Origin of the sequence: Micromonospora musae, assembly GCF_003626635.1 — a bacterium.
In the GTDB taxonomy this organism is placed as follows: Bacteria; Actinomycetota; Actinomycetes; order Mycobacteriales; family Micromonosporaceae; genus Micromonospora; species Micromonospora musae.
Genome location: NZ_RAZT01000004.1, coordinates 262,083 through 280,636, shown reverse-complemented (window position 1 = coordinate 280,636; position 18,554 = coordinate 262,083). Strand labels below are relative to the sequence as shown.

Here is an 18,554-nt window from a genome sequence, read left to right as displayed (position 1 = left end):
AGGGAAGGCCGATCACCATGCGTACGTACCGCCTCGTCGCGGGCCTGGTCACCGCGATCGTGGCCGCCGGGCTGAGCGCCGGCGCCCCCGCAATCGGCGCGGACCCGACAGCCGCCCTCGACTACACCATCGACGTCGATTCCGGCGGCACCGGCCCGGCGATCGACCCGGACATGTACGGGGTCTTCTTCGAGGACATCAACCGGGCCGCCGACGGCGGGCTCTACGCCGAGCTGGTGCAGAACCGGTCCTTCGAGTACCTCCCGGTCGACAACGGCTCCTACACCGGCCTCACCGCCTGGAGCGCCGTCTCCTCCGCCGGCGGCAGCGGCACCGCCGCCACCGTCGACGACGACGCCCGGCTCAACGAACGCAACCGCACCTACCTGAAGCTGACCCTCAGCAACACCGGTGCCGGCGCCTACGGCGTGCAGAACGCCGGCTACAACACCGGCGTCGCGCTGGAGAAGGGCAAGCGGTACGACTTCTCGGTCTGGGCGCGCACCGACGCGGCCGGCGGCACCCCGTTGACGGTGAGCCTGCGCGACCAGGCCGGGACGACGAAGTACGCCACGGCGGTGCGGGTGAGCGTGCGGGGCGACACCTGGCGCCGGTACACCGGCACGTTCGTGGCCACCGGCACCACCGACGCGGCGCGCCTCACGGTGCAGGCCGGCGGCGCCGGCACCCTGCGCCTCGACATGGTGTCGCTCTTCCCCCGGGACACCTTCAAGGGTCGACCGAACGGCCTGCGGAAGGACCTCGCCGAGAAGATCGCCGCGCTGCGCCCCGGCTTCGTGCGCTTTCCCGGCGGATGCATCGTGAACACCGGGAGCATGTACGGCTACGACGCCGCCAGCGGATACCAGCGCGCCCGCGCCTACCAGTGGAAGGACACCGTCGGGCCGGTCGAGGAGCGCGCCACCAACGCGAACTTCTGGGGCTACAACCAGTCCTACGGCCTCGGCTACTACGAGTACTTCCAGTTCGCCGAGGACGTCGGCGCGAAGGCGGTGCCGGTGGTGCCGGCACTCGTCACCGGCTGCGGCCAGAACCGGGCCGTCGACGACGAGGCGCTGCTGCAACGACACATCCAGGACACCCTCGACCTCATCGAGTTCGCCACCGGTCCGGCCACCTCGACGTGGGGCGCGAAGCGCGCGGCGATGGGCCACCCCGAGCCGTTCGGCCTCGACCGTCTCGAGGTCGGCAACGAGGAGAACCTGCCGGACGCCTTCATGGCCCGCTTCGTGAAGTTCCGCGACGCGATCAAGGCGGAGTACCCGGACATCACGGTCATCAGCAACTCCGGACCCGACGACATGGGTGCCACCTTCGACCGGGCGTGGGAACTCAACCGCGCCAACGGGGTGGAGATGGTCGACGAGCACTACTACAACAGCCCCGACTGGTTCCTGCAGAACAACAGGCGCTACGACAGCTACGACCGCTCCGGCGCGAAGGTGTGGCTCGGCGAGTTCGCGTCGCAGGAGAACAAGCTCTACAACGCGCTGGCCGAGGGCGCGTACCTGACCGGCCTGGAGCGCAACGCCGACGTGGTGACGATGGCGTCCTACGCTCCCCTGCTGGCCAACATCGACTACGTCCAGTGGCGGCCGGACATGATCTGGTTCGACAACGACCAGTCGTGGGGCTCGGCCAGCTACGAGGTGCAGAAGCTCTTCATGACCAACGTCGGTGACCGGGTCGTGCCGAGCACCTTCAGCGGCGCGACGCGGACGCCCGAGCCGGTCACCGGGGCGGTCGGGCTCTCCACCTGGCGGACCGCGGCGAGCTACGACGACGTGCTGGTCACCTCGGCCGACGGCACGCAGCTCTTCCACGACGACTTCTCCGCCGGCGCCGACCGGTGGAGCCCGATCGCGGGTCGCGGCGCCTGGTCGGTCGTCGACGGCGGCTACGTCCAGTCCGACACCGCCGCCGAGAACACCATGGTCGAGGCGGGCGACGAGAACTGGCGCGACTACGACCTCGACGTCAAGGCGACCAAGCTCTCCGGCGCCGAGGGGTTCCTCGTCGGCTTCGGGGTGAAGGACACCGGCAACTACTACTGGTGGAACCTGGGCGGCTGGAACAACACCCAGGGCGCGGTGGAGAAGGCCGTGAACGGCGGCAAGACCACGCTGATCGCCAAGCCCAACACCATCGAGACCGGCCGCGCGTACGACATCAAGGTCCAGATCCGCGGCACGAAGGTCACCCTGCTGCTCGACGGGCAGGTGTGGGGCAGCTTCGACGACAACGCCGTCACCGAACCGTTCGCCCAGGTCGTCACCCGCGACGTCGCCGCCGGCCAGCTCATCGTCAAGGTGGTCAACGCCCAGGCCGCACCGGCGCGCACCACGATCAACCTGGGCGCCGGCGTCCGCGTCGCGAACAAGGCGCAGCTGACCGTCATCAGCGGCGACCCGGAGGAGCTGAACACCCGTACGGCGCAGCTCATCAAGCCGAGGACCAGCACCATCAACGGCGTCGCGCCCACCTTCACCCGGACCTTCGAGCCGTACTCGGTGACCTTCATCCGCGTCCAGACGAAGTAGGAGCAGCAGCGATGAGCACTCCCCTCAGCCGGCGTACCCTCCTGCGCGGTGGCCTCGGCGTGGCCGCGACCGGGCTGGCCCTACCCGCCGCCACCGGCACGGACGCCTGGGCGGCCCCGCCCACCGACGGTGAGATCTACGGCGCCCCGACCACCAACCCCCTGGTGTGGCAGCGCGCCGACCCGTTCATCACGCCCCGCACCCGGGGCCACTACTACTTCACGGCCTCCGTGCCGGAGTACGACCGGCTCATCGTGCGCGCCGCGCCGACCATCGAGGGGCTCGGCGACGCCGCCGAGGCGGTGGTGTGGCGTCGTCCCGCCGGCGGCCGGATGGGCGGCCACATCTGGGCCCCGGAGCTGCACCGCATCGACGGCCGCTGGTACCTCTACTTCGCCGCCGGCGACTCCGACGACGTCTTCCGGATCCGCATGTACGTCATGGAGTCCACCGCCGCCGACCCCCGCGACGTCAGCGGCTGGTCAGCGCCGCGGCAGATCGTCACCCCGTGGGACAGCTTCTCGCTCGACGCCACCACCTTCGAGCACCGCGGGGAGCGCTACCTCGTCTGGGCGCAGAGCGAGCCGGAGATCAGCAGCAACAGCAACCTCTACATCGCCCGGATGACCTCACCGTTCACCATCACCGGGAACCCGGCGCGCATCGCCACCCCCACGAAGTCGTGGGAGGTGCAGGGCTTCCGGGTCAACGAGGGCGCGGCCGTGATCAAGCGCAACGGCCGGGTCTTCGTCACCTACTCCGCCAGCGCCACCGATGCCCGCTACTGCATGGGGCTGCTCACCGCGGACGCCCGCGCCGACCTGCTCGACCCGGCCAGTTGGAGCAAGAACCCTGATCCCGTCTTCACCACGGACGAGCGGACGGGGCAGTACGGCCCCGGGCACAACAGCTTCACCGTGGCCGAGGACGGGGAGACCGACGTGCTCGTCTACCACGCGCGGGACTACCGGGACATCGTCGGTGACCCGCTCTACGACCCGAACCGGCACGCCCGCGCGCAGCGCCTCTACTGGCACCCCGACGGAACTCCCCTGTTCGGGGTGCCGGTGGGCCGGGGCGGCCCGATCGTACGGTTGTCGCCGGCCGACGCCCCGTCGACGTTCGTACGTCACCACACGTACGCGCTCCGCGTCGACCCGCGCGTACGGGAACTCGCCGACTCCCAGTTCCGGTTCGTCCCCGGGTTCGCGGGCGGCGGCACGGTCTCGCTCCAGTCGGTGAACTTCCCGGACCGCTACTGGCGGGTCGACGGGACGAGCCTGCGCATCGAGCCGGTGCAGGAGGGCGACGGGTTCGGCGCGCAGGCCAGCTTCCGCAGGGTGCCCGGCCTGGCGAACAGCAACGCCGTCTCGCTGGAGCTGTCGGATCGTCGGGGCAGCTACGTCAACCACGACCGGGGTGCCCTGACGGTGGGCAGGGCGTCCCGCGCGAAGTCGACCTTCTGGCTCAGCTGACCGGGCGAGCCCCTCGACGAGATCCCCGGCAGACGACGCCGATTTGGCGAGACGAGGTGGCAGCGCCGACACTGCACAGGTGATCACTCTCGGCACCGAGCGCCTGACCCTTCGCGGCCTGCGCGAGGACGACCTCGACGCTATCGCGAGCCTGAACGCCGACCCGGAGGTGATGCGCTACATCCGGGACGGGTCGGTACGTGACCGTGACCAGAGCGCCGAGGCTCTCCGCAAGATGATCAGGGACTGGGAGACCCAGGGCTTCGGTCTGTTCGCCGTCGAGCTGCGGGAGGGCGGCGCCTGGGCGGGCTGGGTGGGGCTCGCCGTGCCCGAGTTCCTCCCCGAGGTGTTGCCGACGGTGGAGATCGGCTGGCGGCTCGATCGCAGGTTCTGGGGGCACGGGTACGCGACCGAGGCCGCCACGGCGGTCCTACGGTTCGGCTTCAACGTCTGCGACCTGGACCGGATCGTCAGCATTCGGCACGTGGAGAACACGAGATCGAAGCGGGTCATGGAGAAGCTGGGCCTGCCGTGCGAGTTCCACACGGCCGTACCGGGAGATGAGCGGCCCGTCGCGGTTCACGCGACCACCCGCGAGCAGTATCAGGCCGACCACGGCAGCCGGCCGCCCGACCCCGCTTGAGGGCCGGTCTCAGGAGACCGTGCCCGGCTGCGCCGGCCGGATCAGACCAGCGGCGCGGCCGGAGGCTGCACCGGCCCGGACGGGCGCCGGGTCAGCACGACGATCCCGGTCACCGCGGTGGCCAGCACCGCCACCACTTCGAGCGGCACGGCCAGCAGGAACGGCGTGCGCCAGGTGAGCCCCCGGGTCAGCAGCGCCCCGGCCACGGCTCCGAACCCGAGCGCGAGCACTGCCGCGCCGACGACGAGCGGCATCGCCCAGGCGCGCTGCGCCCTCAGCTGCGCGACGAGCACCGCCGTGACGCCCCACGCCACACCGGCCGCGATCCCGGTCAGCGCGCGGCCGAACAGCAGCGAACCGCTCCCCGGGGCCAGCGTCGTCAGCAGCGATCCGAGGATCAGCACGACGGCCGCGGGCAGCGTCACCGCGGTCGGCCAGCGCCGGCCGAGCAGGAAACCGAGCGGAGTCGCGAGCAGCGCCGGGAGCAGGTAGGCGACGAAGCTCCACGGGATCGCCGAATCCGGTAGCTGCAGGGCCATTCGCATCGCGGACCCGCCCGGCCCGAAGGTGACGGCGAGCAGGTAGACGCCCAGCAACGCGGTGAGCGCTGGCCCGATCAGCATCCAGGCTGGACGGAGCGGGGCTGGGCCGTCACCACCGATCACGAGGATCACGCTGGCGCGGGGGCCGTTCGGGGGAACCGGATTGGCGGTGCCGGGGGATGGCGAAGTCACCCCCGAGAGCATACGGACGCGCGGCTCCGCGGCAAGTAGCGGCGGTCGATCGGTCGTGCTCTCCTGTCGCCGCGTACCGGGTCGCGGGTCGTCGCCGCGCCGTTCGGCTTCGAGCACGTCTGCGAGCGCGGACCGTTCGGCCTGGTGCCGGCCGAGAAGTGGGGCGCTGAAGGCAACCCAGGCGGCGTCCTGTTCGGCCGTCAGCTGCGCCCCGTCCACCTCGGACTCGACGTCCGGATGAGCGTCGAGGAACGTCGAGAAGAGCACGCCCATCTCGCGGCTGTGCCGCCGGTTCAGCTCGATGCGTCGCGGATCCATCGTCCTCACACCTCCGGAGGGTCGTCGCAGAGCGCCAACTGGTCGAACACGACCAACGCCACGCGCGTGGCCTCGCCGGGAGGGCACACCCGCAGCGTGTGATGCGGGTTCGGCGTGTCGTCGAGGATGACGACCCGCTCGATCCCGGCCGGCAGGTCGACCGGCCAGTCGATCTCGTCGGTGGGTTCCGCGACGAGGACGCGGGCGAGCCTCCCGCGCAGCCCGTTCTGGTCGTACCGCAGCGGCGTGCGGTCCTGGTTCTCCCCCATCAAGCAGACCCTAGGGTTCGGCGCGCCCGAGCCCGTCGACGGCCTCCTCATGCAGTTGCCGGGCTCGGTCGAGGTCGCCGAGGGCGACCGCCACGAGGGCCAGATTGTCCAGCGCGACGCGGGTCCTCGGGTCGTCGGCGCCGTGGACGTCCCGGGAGAGCCGGGCGACCTCCTCGAAGAGGTCGTGGGCGGCCTCCGCCTCGCCGAGCCGGAAGAGGCACTGCGCGAGGTTGCTCATCGAGGTGATCGTGTCCGGGTGGGCCGCGCCGCGCAGCCGGCGGGAGGCGGCGAGTTCCTGCTCGTGCAGGGTACGGGCCCGAGCCGGGTCGCCGTCCGCCTGGACCACCAGGGCCAGGTTGTTGACCGCGTTCCAGGTCACCATATGGTCCTCGCCCAGCACCTGCCGGGAGAGCGCGACCGTCCGCTCGCCCAGTTCGCGGGCGGCGGTCAGGTCGCCGAGCACGAGACGTACGTGGACCAGGTTGCTCCTCAGCGCGATCGACTGCGGGTTGGCGGCACCCCACTGCCGGTCGGCGAGCGCGATCGCCTGGGTCAGGGCCTCGGCCCCGGCGGCGGGGTCACCGCGTTCGACACGTGCGGCGGCGCGCCGGCCGGCTCGGTGCACGCGTATCAGGGTGACCCAGTTCCGGAAACCAGCCATGGCCACCTCCGCCGGCCCGGGACATCGACGCAGACGACTCTACGCCTCGGCTGAACGAGCAGCGGTCCGCGAGACCACGGCCGGCAGCCCGGCCGGCCCGGGTCGAACCCGGGCCGGGCCGGACTCGGCGCCGCTCAGCTGGACCAGCCGGCGAACGCGCCGGTCTCGTAGGAGCCGCCCCGCTGGTGCACGATCACGGCGAGCCGGTTGGCCGCGTTGATCAGGGCCACCAGGGAGACCAGGGCGGCGATCTGGTCGTCGTCGTAGTGCTTGCGTACTGCGGCCCAGGTCTCGTCGGAGACGCCGGGGTGGGCGTCGGCGAGCCGGGTGCCCTCCTCGGCGAGCGCGAGGGCGGCCTGCTCGGCCTCGGTGAACACCGTGGACTCGCGCCAGGCGGCGACCAGGTTGAGTCGGACGGCGCTCTCGCCGGCGGCCAGGGCCTCCTTGGTGTGCATGTCGATGCACCACCCGCAGCCGTTGATCTGGCTGGCCCGCAGCGACACCAGCTCCTGGGTGGAGGCCGGCAGCGAGGACTGGTGGATGACCAGGCCGGCGTTGGCGAACCGCTTGGCGAACCTGACGGAGACCTCGTTGTCGAACAGGTTGAATCGAGTGGTCACGGCTTCGTCCTCCTCGTGCTGTCGTGCTGGACGAACACGAGATGCCGGTGACCCGGCCGCTGTGACAGCGGCGCACAGGTGACCCGCGCCACAACGACACCGGACGGTACCGTTCCGATGTCACACGACGGCGCGGCCCGGCATCTGGTGGGTGACCCAGCCGAGAGTGAACAGGAGCCAGCCATGGCCGGCACGGCGCGGACCACACCTGACGAACGCGGCTCGGGCGGTGACCTCGACGACCGCCCCGACCCCGCCACCGAGACGTTCCTCGCCCACCGCAACCTGCTCTTCACCGTCGCCTACGAGATGCTCGGCTCCGCCGCAGACGCGGAGGACGTCCTGCAGGAGACCTGGCTGAAATGGACGAGCGTCGACCTCGACACCGTACGGGACCAGCGCGCGTACCTGGTGCGGATCACCACCCGCCAGGCTCTCGGGCGGATGCGCACGCTCCGCCGCCGGAAGGAGTCCTACGTCGGCTCCTGGCTGCCGGAGCCGCTCCTGACCACGCCGGACGTGGCCGAGGACGTCGAGCTGGCCGAGAGCGTCTCGATGGCGATGCTGCTGGTGCTGGAGACGCTCACGCCGACCGAGCGGGCGGTGTTCGTGCTGCGCGAGGTCTTCGATCTGGCGTACGACGAGATCGCCGAGGCCGTCGAGAAGAGCCCGGCCGCGGTCCGGCAGATCGCCCACCGGGCACGGGCGCACGTCGCGGCGCGGCGACCACGCGGGATCGTCTCCGCGTCCCAGACCCGGGACGCGCTCGACGCGTTCCAACGGGCCGTCGAGACGGGCGACCTGCAGCAGCTGCTCGACATCCTCGCGCCGGACGTCGTCATGCTGGGCGACGGTGGCGGGCTCAAGCAGGCCGTTCCGCGCCCCATCGTGGGCGTCGAGAAGGTCTCCCGGGTGCTCGCCGCCGGGCTGGGCCGGATCGCCGCCGTGGGCACGTTGCTGCCGGCGCAGGTCAACGGCTACCCGGCGCTGGTCTTCCGGCAGGACGGCGAGATCGACACCGTCGTGGCGGTACGCATCGACGACGGCCTCGTCACGGGTCTCTACGCGGTGCGCAACCCGGAGAAGCTGTCGCACATGGAGCGGGAGACCTCCCTGAGCCGCTGAGCGACGGGTTGCCAGGAGCCGATCACCTGTCGCGGTTGAGGCGTACGACGGCGCCGTTGAGCGCGGTGGCGAAGACCGTCCAGGCGGCGTACGGGGCCAGCGCGAGGCCGGCGACCCGGTCGGTGCGCACGGCACGGCGCAGCAGCAGGAGGTTGGACGCGTTGAGCGCGGCGATCTCGGTGAGCGCGGCGGCGGGTCTACGAGCGCGGAAGAAGAGCGCGGTCCAGCCGGCGTTGAGCGCGAGGTTCAGCGCGTAGGCACGGGCGAACGCGGCACGCTCGTCTGCCCTGCTGCGCTCCAGCGTGCGGGCGCCCGCCACCGCGATGAGCGCGTACACCGGGGTCCAGACCAGGGGGAACGTCGACGGCGGCGGCTGCCAGCGAGGTTTGCGCAACCGCCGGTACCAGCGGGAGGAGGGATCGGTGGCCAGGCTGCCGGCGGCGGCCGTCGCGGCGACGGCCGCCGCCGTCGTGATCCAGGTGGATGCAGGCATGGTGGTCCGGTACCCGCCCTACCGGGCATCAACCTGAAGGCACCGACCGCCTGCCGAGCCGTTTCGTCGGCGTGACCGCGTGGTGACCGTCGGCACCTACCGTGTGAGGATGCGACGGACGGGGCTGCTGGGACTCATCTGCGCGTTGGTGCTGGCTTGCCTGACGGGCTGCAGCGCGCCGATCGAGGGCGCGGTCGGCGTACGACTGGACCCCGACGGCCGGCTGGTCGGTGTGTTCGACTGGTGCCGGGGTGAGGGGGCGGTCGTGATCACCCTCTACCGGGGCATGGACAACGGCGGGGTCAAGGGCAGGGTGATCCAGCTCGAGCGGGAGCAGGATCGCCGGGCCCGCGAGACGGAGGACGTGGTACTGCTCGACCCGGCGGACGGTTGGCGGACGAAGCTGGCGGCGGCCACGTTGGACGACGAGCAGATCTACGACCTGCGGGCGTGGAACGAGGACGGCGGCGCGGTGGACGACTTCCCGTTCCGGGTCAGTGAGCTACGCGACCGGGTCGGCCCGAACACGATCCTCACCAAGAACTGGGAGGGCGACACGGACGGCGGATACATCGCCACGTACCGCACCCGAGAGGACTTCGCCCGCTACGCCGAGACGGTGTGCGACTGAACCGAGCGCCCGCTGGGCGACGTGGTGTCAGCGACGGCGCGGCGTCACCAGCCCCGACTCGTACGCCCACACGACCAGTTGAGCGCGGTCACGGCAGTGCAGCTTCGTCATCGCCCGGTTGACGTGCGTCTTGGCGGTCAACGGACTGATCACCATCTGTTCGGCGATCTCGTCGTTGCTCAGCCCCCGGGCGACGAGCTCGACGATCTCCTGCTCGCGGGCGGTCAGCACCTCGCGCCCGGCCGTCCGGTCCGGCGGTGCCGGGACCGCGACGAACTCGCTGATCAGCGTACGGGTGACGGCGGGGGCGAGCAGCGCGTCGCCGCGCGCCACGACGGCGACGGCCTGTAGCAGGTCGGCGGGGTCGGCGTCCTTGAGGAGGAACCCGCTGGCGCCCGCGCGGAGGGCGGCGAAGACGTAGGAGTCGAGCCCGTAGTTGGTGAGGATGAGGACGCGGACCGCGGCGAGGTCGGGATCGGCGGCGATGCGCCCGGTCGCCCCGATGCCGTCGAGCCCCGGCATCTGCACGTCCATCAGCACGACGTCCGGTCGCAGCCGCCGGGTCAGCTGCACGGCCGAGGCGCCGTCGACGGCCTCACCGACGACCTCCAGGTCGTCCTCGGCGTCGAGCAGGGCTCGGAAACCGGCCCGCATCAGGGCCTGATCGTCGGCGAGCAGGACCCGGATCACGCGGAACCGTCCAGCGGGAACGTGGCGCGCACCCCGAACCCGCCGTCGTCGCGGGCCGCGGCGTCCAGCGTGCCGCCCAGCCCGGTGACCCGCTCCCGCATGCCGCGCAGGCCCACCCCGGGCGTCGGCGACCCGACCGGCGCGGCCCGGCCGTCGTCGGTGACGGAGACGGTCAGCTGCGCCGGGGCGTACTCGACGTGGATCCGCGCGGTGGCGGGACCGGCGTGGCGGGCCACGTTGGTCAGAGCCTCCTGGACCACCCGGTACCCGGCCTGGTCGACCTCGCCGGGCAGCTCCCGGGGCTGACCGGTGACCGTCACCTGCACCGGTACGCCGGCCGCCCGGGTCCGCTCGGCGAGCTCACCCACCCGGGCCAGCCCGACCCAGTCCCCGTCGGAGGGTGAGCGCAGGGCGCCCAGCGTCGCGCGCAGTTCCCGCATCGCGGCGCCGCTCGCCTCCTGGATCGCCAGCAGCGCGGCCGCCGGCTCCTCCCCGTGTTTGCGGGCCAGGTGCACGGCGATCCCCGCCTGCACCTTGATCACGGAGATGTTGTGGGTCAGTGAGTCGTGCAGATCCCGGGCGATGCGCAGCCGCTCCTCCCCGGCGCGACGCAGCGCCACCTCCTCGCGGGTGTGTTCGGCCTCCACCGCCCGCTGCTCGACCTGCTCCAGGTACGCCCGGCGCTGCCGACCGACGAGCCCGGCGACGTTGGCGGCCACGAACCAGCCCAGCAGCAGGGACGTCCGCTCGACGATCTGCTGGCCGGGCCGGCCGGCGGGTGCCACCGAGATGTCGTGGGCCAGGAAGCCGCCGAGGAAGACGAGGCTGGCCAGGGCGGCGGTCGTCCGGTGTCCCCGCCAGGCGGCGACGTAGACCGCGCCGAGGACGGGGAAGGCGGCGGAGGGGCCGGGGTGCACCCGGAGGTGGAGGGCCAGCATGGCGGCGCTCACCACGATCAACGCCGGCGCCGGGTACCGCCGGCACGCCGCCAGGGCGGCCGCCATCACCACGACGAGGGCGACGTCGATCGGGTGTACCGGTGCGGCGTCCGGGGCGAGCGCGGCGTTGCCGAGCAGGAGGAGGCCGAGGGCGAGGCCGCTGAGGCCGTACGGCAGGTCGCGGCGCATGGACGAACTGTAGAACGGCCGTCGTCACTGGAGCATCCTCCAGCTGCGGTAGCTGAGGCGTACCGCGGACGTGGTAGCGGCGGCCCGGCAAGTGTCTGCGGCGGCACGACGCCCTTCCGGCCCGCCGGGACGAGCATCGACGCCATGACGTACCGCTTCTTCACCCCCGCTCCCCCGAAGGCCGCGACCGGCCGCACCGCGGAGGTCTACCGGCAGCTGCGGGACGAGTTCCTCGGGCCGGCGCCCACCTTCCGGGCGTTGTCGGTCGCGCCGGAGCTGCTGACCGCGACGTGGGCGCTGATGCGCGAGGCCCTGCTCGCCGGGGACGCGTCCCGGGTCGACCGTGAGCTCGTCGCGTCGGCGGTGTCCCGGGCCAACCGCTGCCGGTTCTGCGTCGACGCCCACGTGATGCTGCTGCACGCGCTCGGCGAGCACGAGCTGGCCGAGGTCGTCGCCCGGGGCGGAACGCCGGCGGAGCCGAGGCACGCCGCGCTCGTCGCCTGGGCCGAGGCGAGCCGCACCCCGGAGGCGGCCGACTGGGCCAGCCCGTACCGCCCCGAGGTGACCGGCACCGCGCTCGCCTTCCACTTCGTCAACCGGATCGTCTCGGCGCTGCTCGACCCGGATCTGCTCCCCGGCGGCGTGCAGCGCTACCCGTTGGTGCGCTCGGCCGGCGGTCGGCTGCACGCCACGACCGCCCGGGCGCCGAAGGAACCCGGCCGCGGCCTGGCCCTCCTCGGCGTCGGCACGACGTCGCCACCGGCCTGGGCCGGCGACAGCCCCGTCGGCGTCGCGTACGCGTCACTGCGGGACGCCGCCGGGCGCGGCGGAGAGCTGCTGGGCGACGTCGCGCGCCGGACCGTCGAGGCGACCGTGCGCTGGGAGGACGGGCGGCACCCGACCCGGCCCGCGGAGTGGGCCGCCGACCTGATCCGGGACCTGCCCGGCGCGGACCGCGTCGGCACGCGGATCGCCCTGCTGGCGGCGTTCGCGCCCGCCGCGATCCGCTCGGGTGACGTCGCCCTCTGGCGGCTCTCCCATCCGGACGACGCGGATCTCGTGCGGCTGGTCGCCTACGGCGCGATCACGGCCACCGACCACGTCGCCCAGACCCTCTCCCCCGCTGAACTCTAGGAGGTTTCTCATGCGTAAGGCCCTGGTCCTCGTCAGCGCTCTGCTGCTGGTCGCGTTCGCCCTCCAGTTCGTCTTCGCCGCCGTGGGCGCGTTCACCAAACCCGCCGGGGACGGCGCGTACGCACTGCACAGCGTCAACGGAATGGTGATCATCCCTGTCCTCACCCTGCTCACCATCCTGCTCGCCGCGCTGGCGAGGGCACCGGGCCGGGTCGTCGGGCTGGCGGCCCTGCCGCTCGCTCTCGTCGTCCTGCAGGCCCTGCTCGCCATGTTCGCGAACGCCTTCACCGACGCCTCGGGCGCCAGCACTCCGGTCGGCCTGACCGTCGCCGGGCTGCACGCGGTCAACGGGATCATCGCGGTGCACGTCGTGGTCGGTCTCCTCCGGGCGGCCCGCGAGCTGGCCAACCCGGCGCCGGCCGACGCCGAGCGGGTGGTCGTGCGGGAAGCGGAGCCGGCGTGAGCACCGGTTCGCTGCTCGCGGCCGACCTCGCGATCGCGGTCCTCGCGACCGCCGGTTGGCTGGCCGGTGGCGTCGCGTCGGCCGCCCGGCGTCGTCGGCTCGCACTGGGGCTGGCCGTCCTCGCGCTGCTCGCCACGCTCGCCCGCGCCGTCACGATCACCGCGCTCGCCCGCGCCGGCTGGTGGTTCGCGGCGGAGAAGATCGTCGTGGCCACGCCACTGTCGCTCGTGGCGGTGGCGGTCGCCGGGGCACGGTTGCTGCGACCGCCGGCCGACATCCGCTCCGCCGCGGTCCCGCTGCTCTTCGCCGGCTACGCCGGGAGCGGCGCCCTGCTCGTCACCGTCCTGCACGGCTATCCGGTGTCGCCGGGCGTGGCGCTGCTCGCGGTCGCCGGGGTGGCGGCGGCGACCGTCGTCTCGTGGCGTCTGCTCGGTCCGCGGCCGTCGCGGGCGGTGTCCCGGGCGGCCGTCGCGGTGGCGGTCGCGGCGCTGGTCACCGGAACGGGCCTGACCGCCGCCCCGGAGGCCTCCCCCGCCGGGACCCACGACCACGAATACCGGCAGGCGCAGCCGGTGGGCGAGCCGACCAAGCGGTTCACACTGACCGCCGGGACCGCCACGGTACGGGTGAGCGGCCGGGACGTCGCGGCGTGGGCGTTCGACGGGCAGGTTCCGGGGCCGGAGCTGACCGCCACCGTCGGCGACGTCCTGGAGGTGGCGCTGCGCAACCGGGACATCGAGCGGGGGGTCACGCTGCACTGGCACGGGTACGACGTGCCGAACGACCAGGACGGGGTGCCCGACGTGACCCAGGCGGCGGTGTCACCGGGGCAGGAGTTCGTCTACCGGTTCCGCGCCGACCAGGTCGGCACGTACTGGTACCACACGCACTCGGTCTCCGACGTCGGCGTGCGGATGGGGCTCTACGGGGTCCTGGTGGTGCGCCCGGCGCCGGTGACCGGCGTCGACGTCACGGTGCCGGTGCACACGCTGGCGGGCCTGCCGCTGCCCGTGGCGAGAACGGAGCAGGTCGAGGCGGGTGTGCCCGTACGGCTACGACTGATCAACACCGACAGCACGACGCATCGGTACGCCCTGGCCGGTGCTCCGTTCCGGGTCGCCGCGATCGACGGCTCGGACCTGCGGGGCCCGACGCCGGTCGCGGAGACCGCCGTGCTGATCCCGGCCGGGGGGCGCTACGACCTGGTGTTCACCGCGCCCGCCACACCGGTGGCGCTCCTCGTCGACGGCCGGTCGGTCTGGTCGACCGGGCCGGTGTCGACGGCGACCGGCTCGTGGCCGGTGCTGGATCCGCTCAGCTACGGCACCGGTTCACCGGTGCCGTGGTCCCGCTTCGATCGGGAGTTCACCCTCGTGCTCGACCGCGGCCTGGACCTGCGGGGTCTGCTTCCGCGCTACGCCCACACCGTCAACGGCGCGGCCGCTCCGGACATCCCGCCGCAGGTCGTCCGCCTCGGCGACGTCGTCAAGTTCACCATCGTGAACCGATCACTGGTGGTGCACCCGTGGCATCTGCACGGGCATCACGTCCTGGTGCTGGCCCGCGACGGTACGCCGGCGACCGGTAGTCCGCTGTGGTGGGACTCGTTCGACGTACGCCCCGGCGAGGTGTGGGAGGTGGCGTTCCCGGCGGACAACCCCGGGATGTGGGCGAACCACTGCCACAACCTGCCGCACGCCGACGCCGGCATGATGCTGCACCTGATGTACCGGTGACCCGCGCCGGGAAGCTCAGTCGCGGTCGGGACCGGCCGCCTCGACGGTCGAGACGGGGGTGCCGAGCTCGACGGTGCGGGAGACGGTGCAGAGCCGGTCGTGTGACTGCTGCATCGCCCGGGGCAGCGCCTCGCGTGCCTGGTCGCCCTCCGGGCCCTCCGGGAAGGTCACGGTGAACTCGACCTTGAGGTTCTGCATCCGGTTTCCGCTCTCGTCCCGGATCTTGTCGCCGGTGACGTTGACGGTGAAGTGGGCGGGTTCGGCGCGGCGGCTGGTGATGTGGTCGACGTCGATCGCGGTGCAGCCGCCGATGGCGGCCAGGAGCAGCTCCACCGGGGTGAAGCTGCCGTCCTCACCGGTGCCGACCGACATCGACCCGCCGCGGACGTTCCGCACGACGTACTGCCCGAGGCTGGTGCGCTCGATCTCCACCGAGCGGAAGGTGTCCGAACTCATGACAGGCACGCTACCCAGGTTTCCCGCTGCGTGAGCCACCGGCCCGGACGGGGGTGGGTGAGACCGCTCGGCGGTCACGCCGCGCGGGCCGGCGCGGTGGGGAACCGGTCGTCCGGGACCGGTTCCCCACCGGATCGTCAGGCGGTGGCCCGCTGCACCACGGTCGCCGGATCGCCGTCGACCGCCGCGGTCAGCTGCGGAACCAGCTTCTCCAGCAGGAACGACAGGCTCAGCGGGGTGATGAAGGAGGTCGCGGCCCCGACGATCTCCTCGTTCTCCAGGTAGACGTCGCGCCCCTCGGTCTGGACCTTGAGCTTGCTGTAGAGCGGGTCGGCCTGCACCTTCGCCTTGTCCGGGTCGTACTTGTCGACCAGCCAGATCAGCACGTCGGTGTCGAGCATGTCGGTGCGCTCCCGGCTCAGGTTCGCGCCGAATTCCGCGCCGGTCACCTCGGCGAGCCCGGTGGGCAGCGTGAAGCCCAGGTCGGTGAGGAAGCGGCCGCGCGGGTCCTGCGGCCCGTACACGTAGTAGCCCTCGTAGGTGGTGGCCATCAGGCCGGTCGCCCCGGCGAAGGCCGGGTTCGCGCTGCGCGCCGCGGCGATCTTCCCCTCGACGTCGGCGACGACGCGGTCGGCCTGCGCCTTGCGGCCGACCGCGGCGCCGACGGTACGGGTGAGGTCCTGCCAGGACACCCCGTAGTCGACGGCCCCCTTCGGCTGCGCCACGGTCGGGGCGATCTTCGCGAGGGTCGCGTAGTCGTCGGCGGTCAGCCCGGAGTAGATGCCGAGGATCAGGTCGGGCCGCAGCGCGGCGACCTTCTCGAACTGGACGCCGTCGGTGCTGGTGAGCACCTGCGGTCGGGGCGCGCCGCCGAGCGCGGCCTCGGCCCACGGCCAGATCGCGCCGGGCTTCTCGCCGAACCATTCGCTGGTGGCGACCGGGACGACGCCCAGCGACAGCAGCGCGTCCTGCTCGACCAGTCCGACCACGACGATCCGCTTCGGCTCGGCGGGGACGGTGGTGGTGCCGAACTTGTGCTCGATCGACACGGGGAAGGAGTCGGAGGCGGTGCCGCTGGACGAGGTGGCCGGCGGCTCCGATCCGCCCCCGCACGCCGAGAGGAGAAGCACGAGCCCGGTCGCCGCCACGGTGGCGGTACGCCGGATTGAGGCTAGCCGCACGGTTGTTCCTTTCTGCAGGCGAGGCCCCACGTCGGTGACCTCGGAGCGGAGTGTAGGTTAGCCTCACCTAACTCACGTAACGCGGATGGGCGGAGAGCGTTGTTGACCACCGGCACCCTCCCGGCGCCGCCGACCACCTCAGCGGAGCAGACGTCGCGGGAGCCGCGGTCCCGTACCCGCCGTCGTTGGGCCGGCCTCGGCGTCGGCCTCGTCGCACTCGCCGTCGCCGTGGCGTTGAGTGTCGCGGTCGGCAGCCGCTCGCTCGGCCTGGGCACCGTCTGGCAGGTGCTCTGGCACGATGACGGCTCCCCGTCCGCGGCGATCGTGCACCAGCTGCGGCTGCCCCGTACGCTGCTCGGCCTCGGGGTGGGCGCGGCGCTGGGCCTGGCCGGCACGGTCATGCAGGCGCTCACCCGCAATCCGCTGGCCGAGCCCGGGCTGCTCGGCGTCAACCTCGGCGCCGCCACCGGCGTGGTCTTCGCCATCGCGTTCCTCGGCGTCGGGACCGCCACCGGATACGTCTGGTTCGCCATCGTCGGAGCCGCCCTCACCTCGGCGGCCGTCTTCGCGCTCGGCGGCTCCGGCCGCGCACCCACCCCGGAACGGCAGGTGCTCGCCGGGGTCTCCTTCACCGCGGTGCTCGGCGCCGCCGTCTGGGCCGTCCTCGTCACCAACCGGGAGGCGTTCGACAGGTACCGGCACTGGGACGTCGGTTCCCTCGCCGACCGCGACAGCGCCGCCATCATGCAGGTGGCCCCGTTCCTGGTGGCCGGCATCCTGCTGGCGCTGGCGCTGGGCCGCCAGCTCAACGCGCTGAACCTCGGCGACGACTCGGCCGCCTCGCTCGGCGCGCACCCCAACCGGATCCGGGCGCTGAGCATCCTCGCGGTGACGCTGCTCTGCGGCGCCGCGACCGCCGCCTCCGGTCCGATCTGGTTCGTCGGCCTGGCCGTCCCGTACGCGGCCCGGATGTTCACCGGCTCGGACCACCGCTGGATCCTGGCCTACTCGGTCGTCCTCGGCCCCACCCTCCTGCTGGCCGCGGACGTGATCGGGCGGGTCCTGGTGGCCCCGGCCGAGATGCCGGTCGGAGTGGTCACCGCGTTCCTCGGCGCCCCGCTCTTCATCGCGTTGTGCCGCCGACGCCGGCTGAGCGCGCTGTGACCGCCCCCGTCCTGCGGCTGCGCCGCTCCGGCCGTACCACCCAGCTGGTGATCCGCAGCCGGGCCGGCCGGCTCTCGCTGCGGGTGCACCTGCGTGCGCTGCTCGTCGGCACCGCGCTGCTGCTGGCGGCGCTCGCCGTCTCGTTGGTCAACCTCTCCAGCGGCGACTTCCCGGTCCCCGTGCCCGACGTGCTGCGCAGCCTCGTCGGCCAGGGCGACCCGGGCACCGACTTCATCGTGCACGAGCTGCGACTCCCCCGCGTGTTGATCACCCTGCTCGTCGGGGCGGCGCTCGGCGCGAGCGGCAGCGTCTTCCAGGGCCTGACCCGCAACCCCCTCGGCAGCCCCGACTTCGTCGGCATGACGGTCGGCGCGGCGACCGGCGCGCTGATCGTGCTGCTGGTGCTGGGCGGCGGAGGATTCCAGGTGGCGGTCGGCGCGATCCTCGGCTGCCTGGCCACCGCCGTCGCCATCTACCTGCTGGCGTTCCGCCGTGGGGTGCAGCCGTTCCGGCTGGTCCTGATGGGCGTCGGCATGTACGCGCTGCTCGACGCCGCGAACTCGTACCTGATCTACCGCAGCCGACTGGACGAGGCGCTCGCCGCCCAGGTCTGGCTGATCGGCAGCGTCAACGGCCACGGCTGGACCGAGGTGACGCTGGTCGGCTGCACCGTCGCGGTGCTGCTGCCGGTGGTGCTCTACCACGCCCGGCACCTCGACCTGCTGGCCCTGGGTGACGAACCGGCGCAGCTGCAGGGCGTTCCGGTCGAACGCAGCCGGGCGGTGCTGGCGCTCGCCGGTGTCGGGCTCGCGGCGGGCGCCACCGCGGCGGCCGGGCCGATCGCGTTCGTGGCGCTGGCCGCACCGCCGCTGGCCACCCGGCTGACCCGCTCCCCGCACGCCGGTGTCCTGCCCGCCGCGCTGATGGGCGCCGCGCTGCTGAGCGCCAGCGACTGGGGGGCACAGCACGTCCTGCCCGGCAACGACATCCCCGTCGGCGTCGTCACCGGCGCGCTCGGCGGTCTCTACCTGACTTGGCTGCTCTTCCGAGAGCGCCGCAACCGCGGATAAGGA

At 72.7% G+C, this 18,554-nt stretch carries 19 protein-coding genes; 10 read left to right on the top strand and 9 right to left on the bottom strand.

Annotation, left to right across the window (positions count from 1 at the left end; translation table 11 throughout):
• Positions 1–17 precede the first annotated feature (17 nt).
• The 3 genes from D7044_RS10090 to D7044_RS10080 all read left to right on the top strand — a co-directional run bounded on the left by D7044_RS10090 (position 18) and on the right by D7044_RS10080 (position 4,679).
• Positions 18–2,561, top strand: coding sequence for an alpha-L-arabinofuranosidase C-terminal domain-containing protein (locus tag D7044_RS10090; protein WP_120688651.1), 2,544 nt, complete (start codon positions 18–20; stop codon positions 2,559–2,561).
• Between the two features lie 11 nt (positions 2,562–2,572).
• Positions 2,573–4,036, top strand: a complete 1,464-nt coding sequence (locus tag D7044_RS10085; protein WP_120688650.1) for a family 43 glycosylhydrolase — start codon at positions 2,573–2,575, stop codon at positions 4,034–4,036.
• A 79-nt stretch (positions 4,037–4,115) separates the two neighbouring features.
• The gene (locus D7044_RS10080; protein WP_120688649.1) at positions 4,116–4,679 is read left to right on the top strand and encodes a GNAT family N-acetyltransferase; all 564 of its coding nucleotides are present in this window, start codon (positions 4,116–4,118) and stop codon (positions 4,677–4,679) included.
• Positions 4,680–4,720: 41 nt separating this feature from the next.
• Here D7044_RS10080 and D7044_RS10075 read toward each other — a convergent pair whose 3' ends face one another.
• From D7044_RS10075 to D7044_RS10060, 4 genes are all read right to left on the bottom strand, one after another.
• Complete coding sequence (locus tag D7044_RS10075; protein ID WP_120688648.1) at positions 4,721–5,731, bottom strand: MFS transporter; 1,011 nt, start codon at positions 5,729–5,731, stop codon at positions 4,721–4,723.
• Between the two features lie 5 nt (positions 5,732–5,736).
• On the bottom strand, positions 5,737–6,000 hold the full coding sequence (locus tag D7044_RS10070) for a DUF7161 family protein (RefSeq protein ID WP_120688647.1): 264 nt from the start codon (positions 5,998–6,000) through the stop codon (positions 5,737–5,739).
• Between the two features lie 10 nt (positions 6,001–6,010).
• Positions 6,011–6,661: a tetratricopeptide repeat protein gene (locus D7044_RS10065; protein ID WP_120674480.1), complete on the bottom strand. Its 651-nt coding sequence runs from the start codon at positions 6,659–6,661 to the stop codon at positions 6,011–6,013.
• Positions 6,662–6,795: 134 nt separating this feature from the next.
• Complete coding sequence (locus D7044_RS10060) at positions 6,796–7,281, bottom strand: carboxymuconolactone decarboxylase family protein (RefSeq protein WP_120674478.1); 486 nt, start codon at positions 7,279–7,281, stop codon at positions 6,796–6,798.
• A 183-nt stretch (positions 7,282–7,464) separates the two neighbouring features.
• Between D7044_RS10060 and D7044_RS10055 the strand changes: the two genes are divergently transcribed.
• A complete protein-coding gene (locus D7044_RS10055) occupies positions 7,465–8,406 on the top strand; it encodes an RNA polymerase sigma-70 factor (protein ID WP_120688646.1) in 942 nt (313 codons plus the stop codon).
• 22 nt (positions 8,407–8,428) lie between these two features.
• Here the strand turns inward: D7044_RS10055 and D7044_RS10050 are convergent, their stop codons facing one another.
• Entirely contained in the window at positions 8,429–8,899 is a 471-nt protein-coding gene (locus tag D7044_RS10050; RefSeq protein ID WP_120688645.1) for a TspO/MBR family protein, read from the bottom strand.
• 109 nt (positions 8,900–9,008) lie between these two features.
• Between D7044_RS10050 and D7044_RS10045 the strand changes: the two genes are divergently transcribed.
• Complete coding sequence (locus tag D7044_RS10045) at positions 9,009–9,530, top strand: hypothetical protein (RefSeq protein ID WP_120688768.1); 522 nt, start codon at positions 9,009–9,011, stop codon at positions 9,528–9,530.
• Between the two features lie 27 nt (positions 9,531–9,557).
• Here D7044_RS10045 and D7044_RS10040 read toward each other — a convergent pair whose 3' ends face one another.
• Both D7044_RS10040 and D7044_RS10035 read right to left on the bottom strand, forming a co-directional pair.
• The gene (locus D7044_RS10040; RefSeq protein ID WP_120674472.1) at positions 9,558–10,220 is read right to left on the bottom strand and encodes a response regulator; all 663 of its coding nucleotides are present in this window, start codon (positions 10,218–10,220) and stop codon (positions 9,558–9,560) included.
• Positions 10,217–11,347 carry a sensor histidine kinase gene (locus D7044_RS10035; RefSeq protein WP_120688644.1) on the bottom strand — a complete coding sequence of 377 codons (1,131 nt, stop codon included), beginning with the start codon at positions 11,345–11,347 and terminating at the stop codon, positions 10,217–10,219. The genes D7044_RS10040 and D7044_RS10035 overlap by 4 nt, the downstream gene beginning before the upstream one ends.
• Before the next feature lie 144 nt (positions 11,348–11,491).
• On the opposite strand from D7044_RS10035, the gene D7044_RS10030 reads away from it, so the two are divergent.
• From D7044_RS10030 to D7044_RS10020, 3 genes are read left to right on the top strand one after another with little or no spacing between them, the layout of a single operon-like run.
• Positions 11,492–12,481, top strand: coding sequence for a carboxymuconolactone decarboxylase family protein (locus tag D7044_RS10030; RefSeq protein WP_120674468.1), 990 nt, complete (start codon positions 11,492–11,494; stop codon positions 12,479–12,481).
• Positions 12,482–12,491: 10 nt separating this feature from the next.
• Complete coding sequence (locus tag D7044_RS10025) at positions 12,492–12,944, top strand: DUF6220 domain-containing protein (RefSeq protein ID WP_120674466.1); 453 nt, start codon at positions 12,492–12,494, stop codon at positions 12,942–12,944.
• Positions 12,941–14,680, top strand: coding sequence for a multicopper oxidase family protein (locus tag D7044_RS10020; RefSeq protein ID WP_120688643.1), 1,740 nt, complete (start codon positions 12,941–12,943; stop codon positions 14,678–14,680). Before D7044_RS10025 ends, D7044_RS10020 begins: the two co-directional genes overlap by 4 nt.
• Positions 14,681–14,695: 15 nt before the next feature.
• Here D7044_RS10020 and D7044_RS10015 read toward each other — a convergent pair whose 3' ends face one another.
• Both D7044_RS10015 and D7044_RS10010 read right to left on the bottom strand, forming a co-directional pair.
• Entirely contained in the window at positions 14,696–15,136 is a 441-nt protein-coding gene (locus D7044_RS10015; protein WP_120674462.1) for an OsmC family protein, read from the bottom strand.
• Positions 15,137–15,273: 137 nt separating this feature from the next.
• Positions 15,274–16,317, bottom strand: a complete 1,044-nt coding sequence (locus tag D7044_RS10010) for an iron-siderophore ABC transporter substrate-binding protein (protein ID WP_120688642.1) — start codon at positions 16,315–16,317, stop codon at positions 15,274–15,276.
• Between the two features lie 102 nt (positions 16,318–16,419).
• On the opposite strand from D7044_RS10010, the gene D7044_RS10005 reads away from it, so the two are divergent.
• The gene (locus tag D7044_RS10005) at positions 16,420–17,481 is read left to right on the top strand and encodes a FecCD family ABC transporter permease (protein WP_199716558.1); all 1,062 of its coding nucleotides are present in this window, start codon (positions 16,420–16,422) and stop codon (positions 17,479–17,481) included.
• Positions 17,478–18,551, top strand: coding sequence for a FecCD family ABC transporter permease (locus D7044_RS10000; protein ID WP_233562961.1), 1,074 nt, complete (start codon positions 17,478–17,480; stop codon positions 18,549–18,551). Before D7044_RS10005 ends, D7044_RS10000 begins: the two co-directional genes overlap by 4 nt.
• Positions 18,552–18,554: the final 3 nt, after the last annotated feature.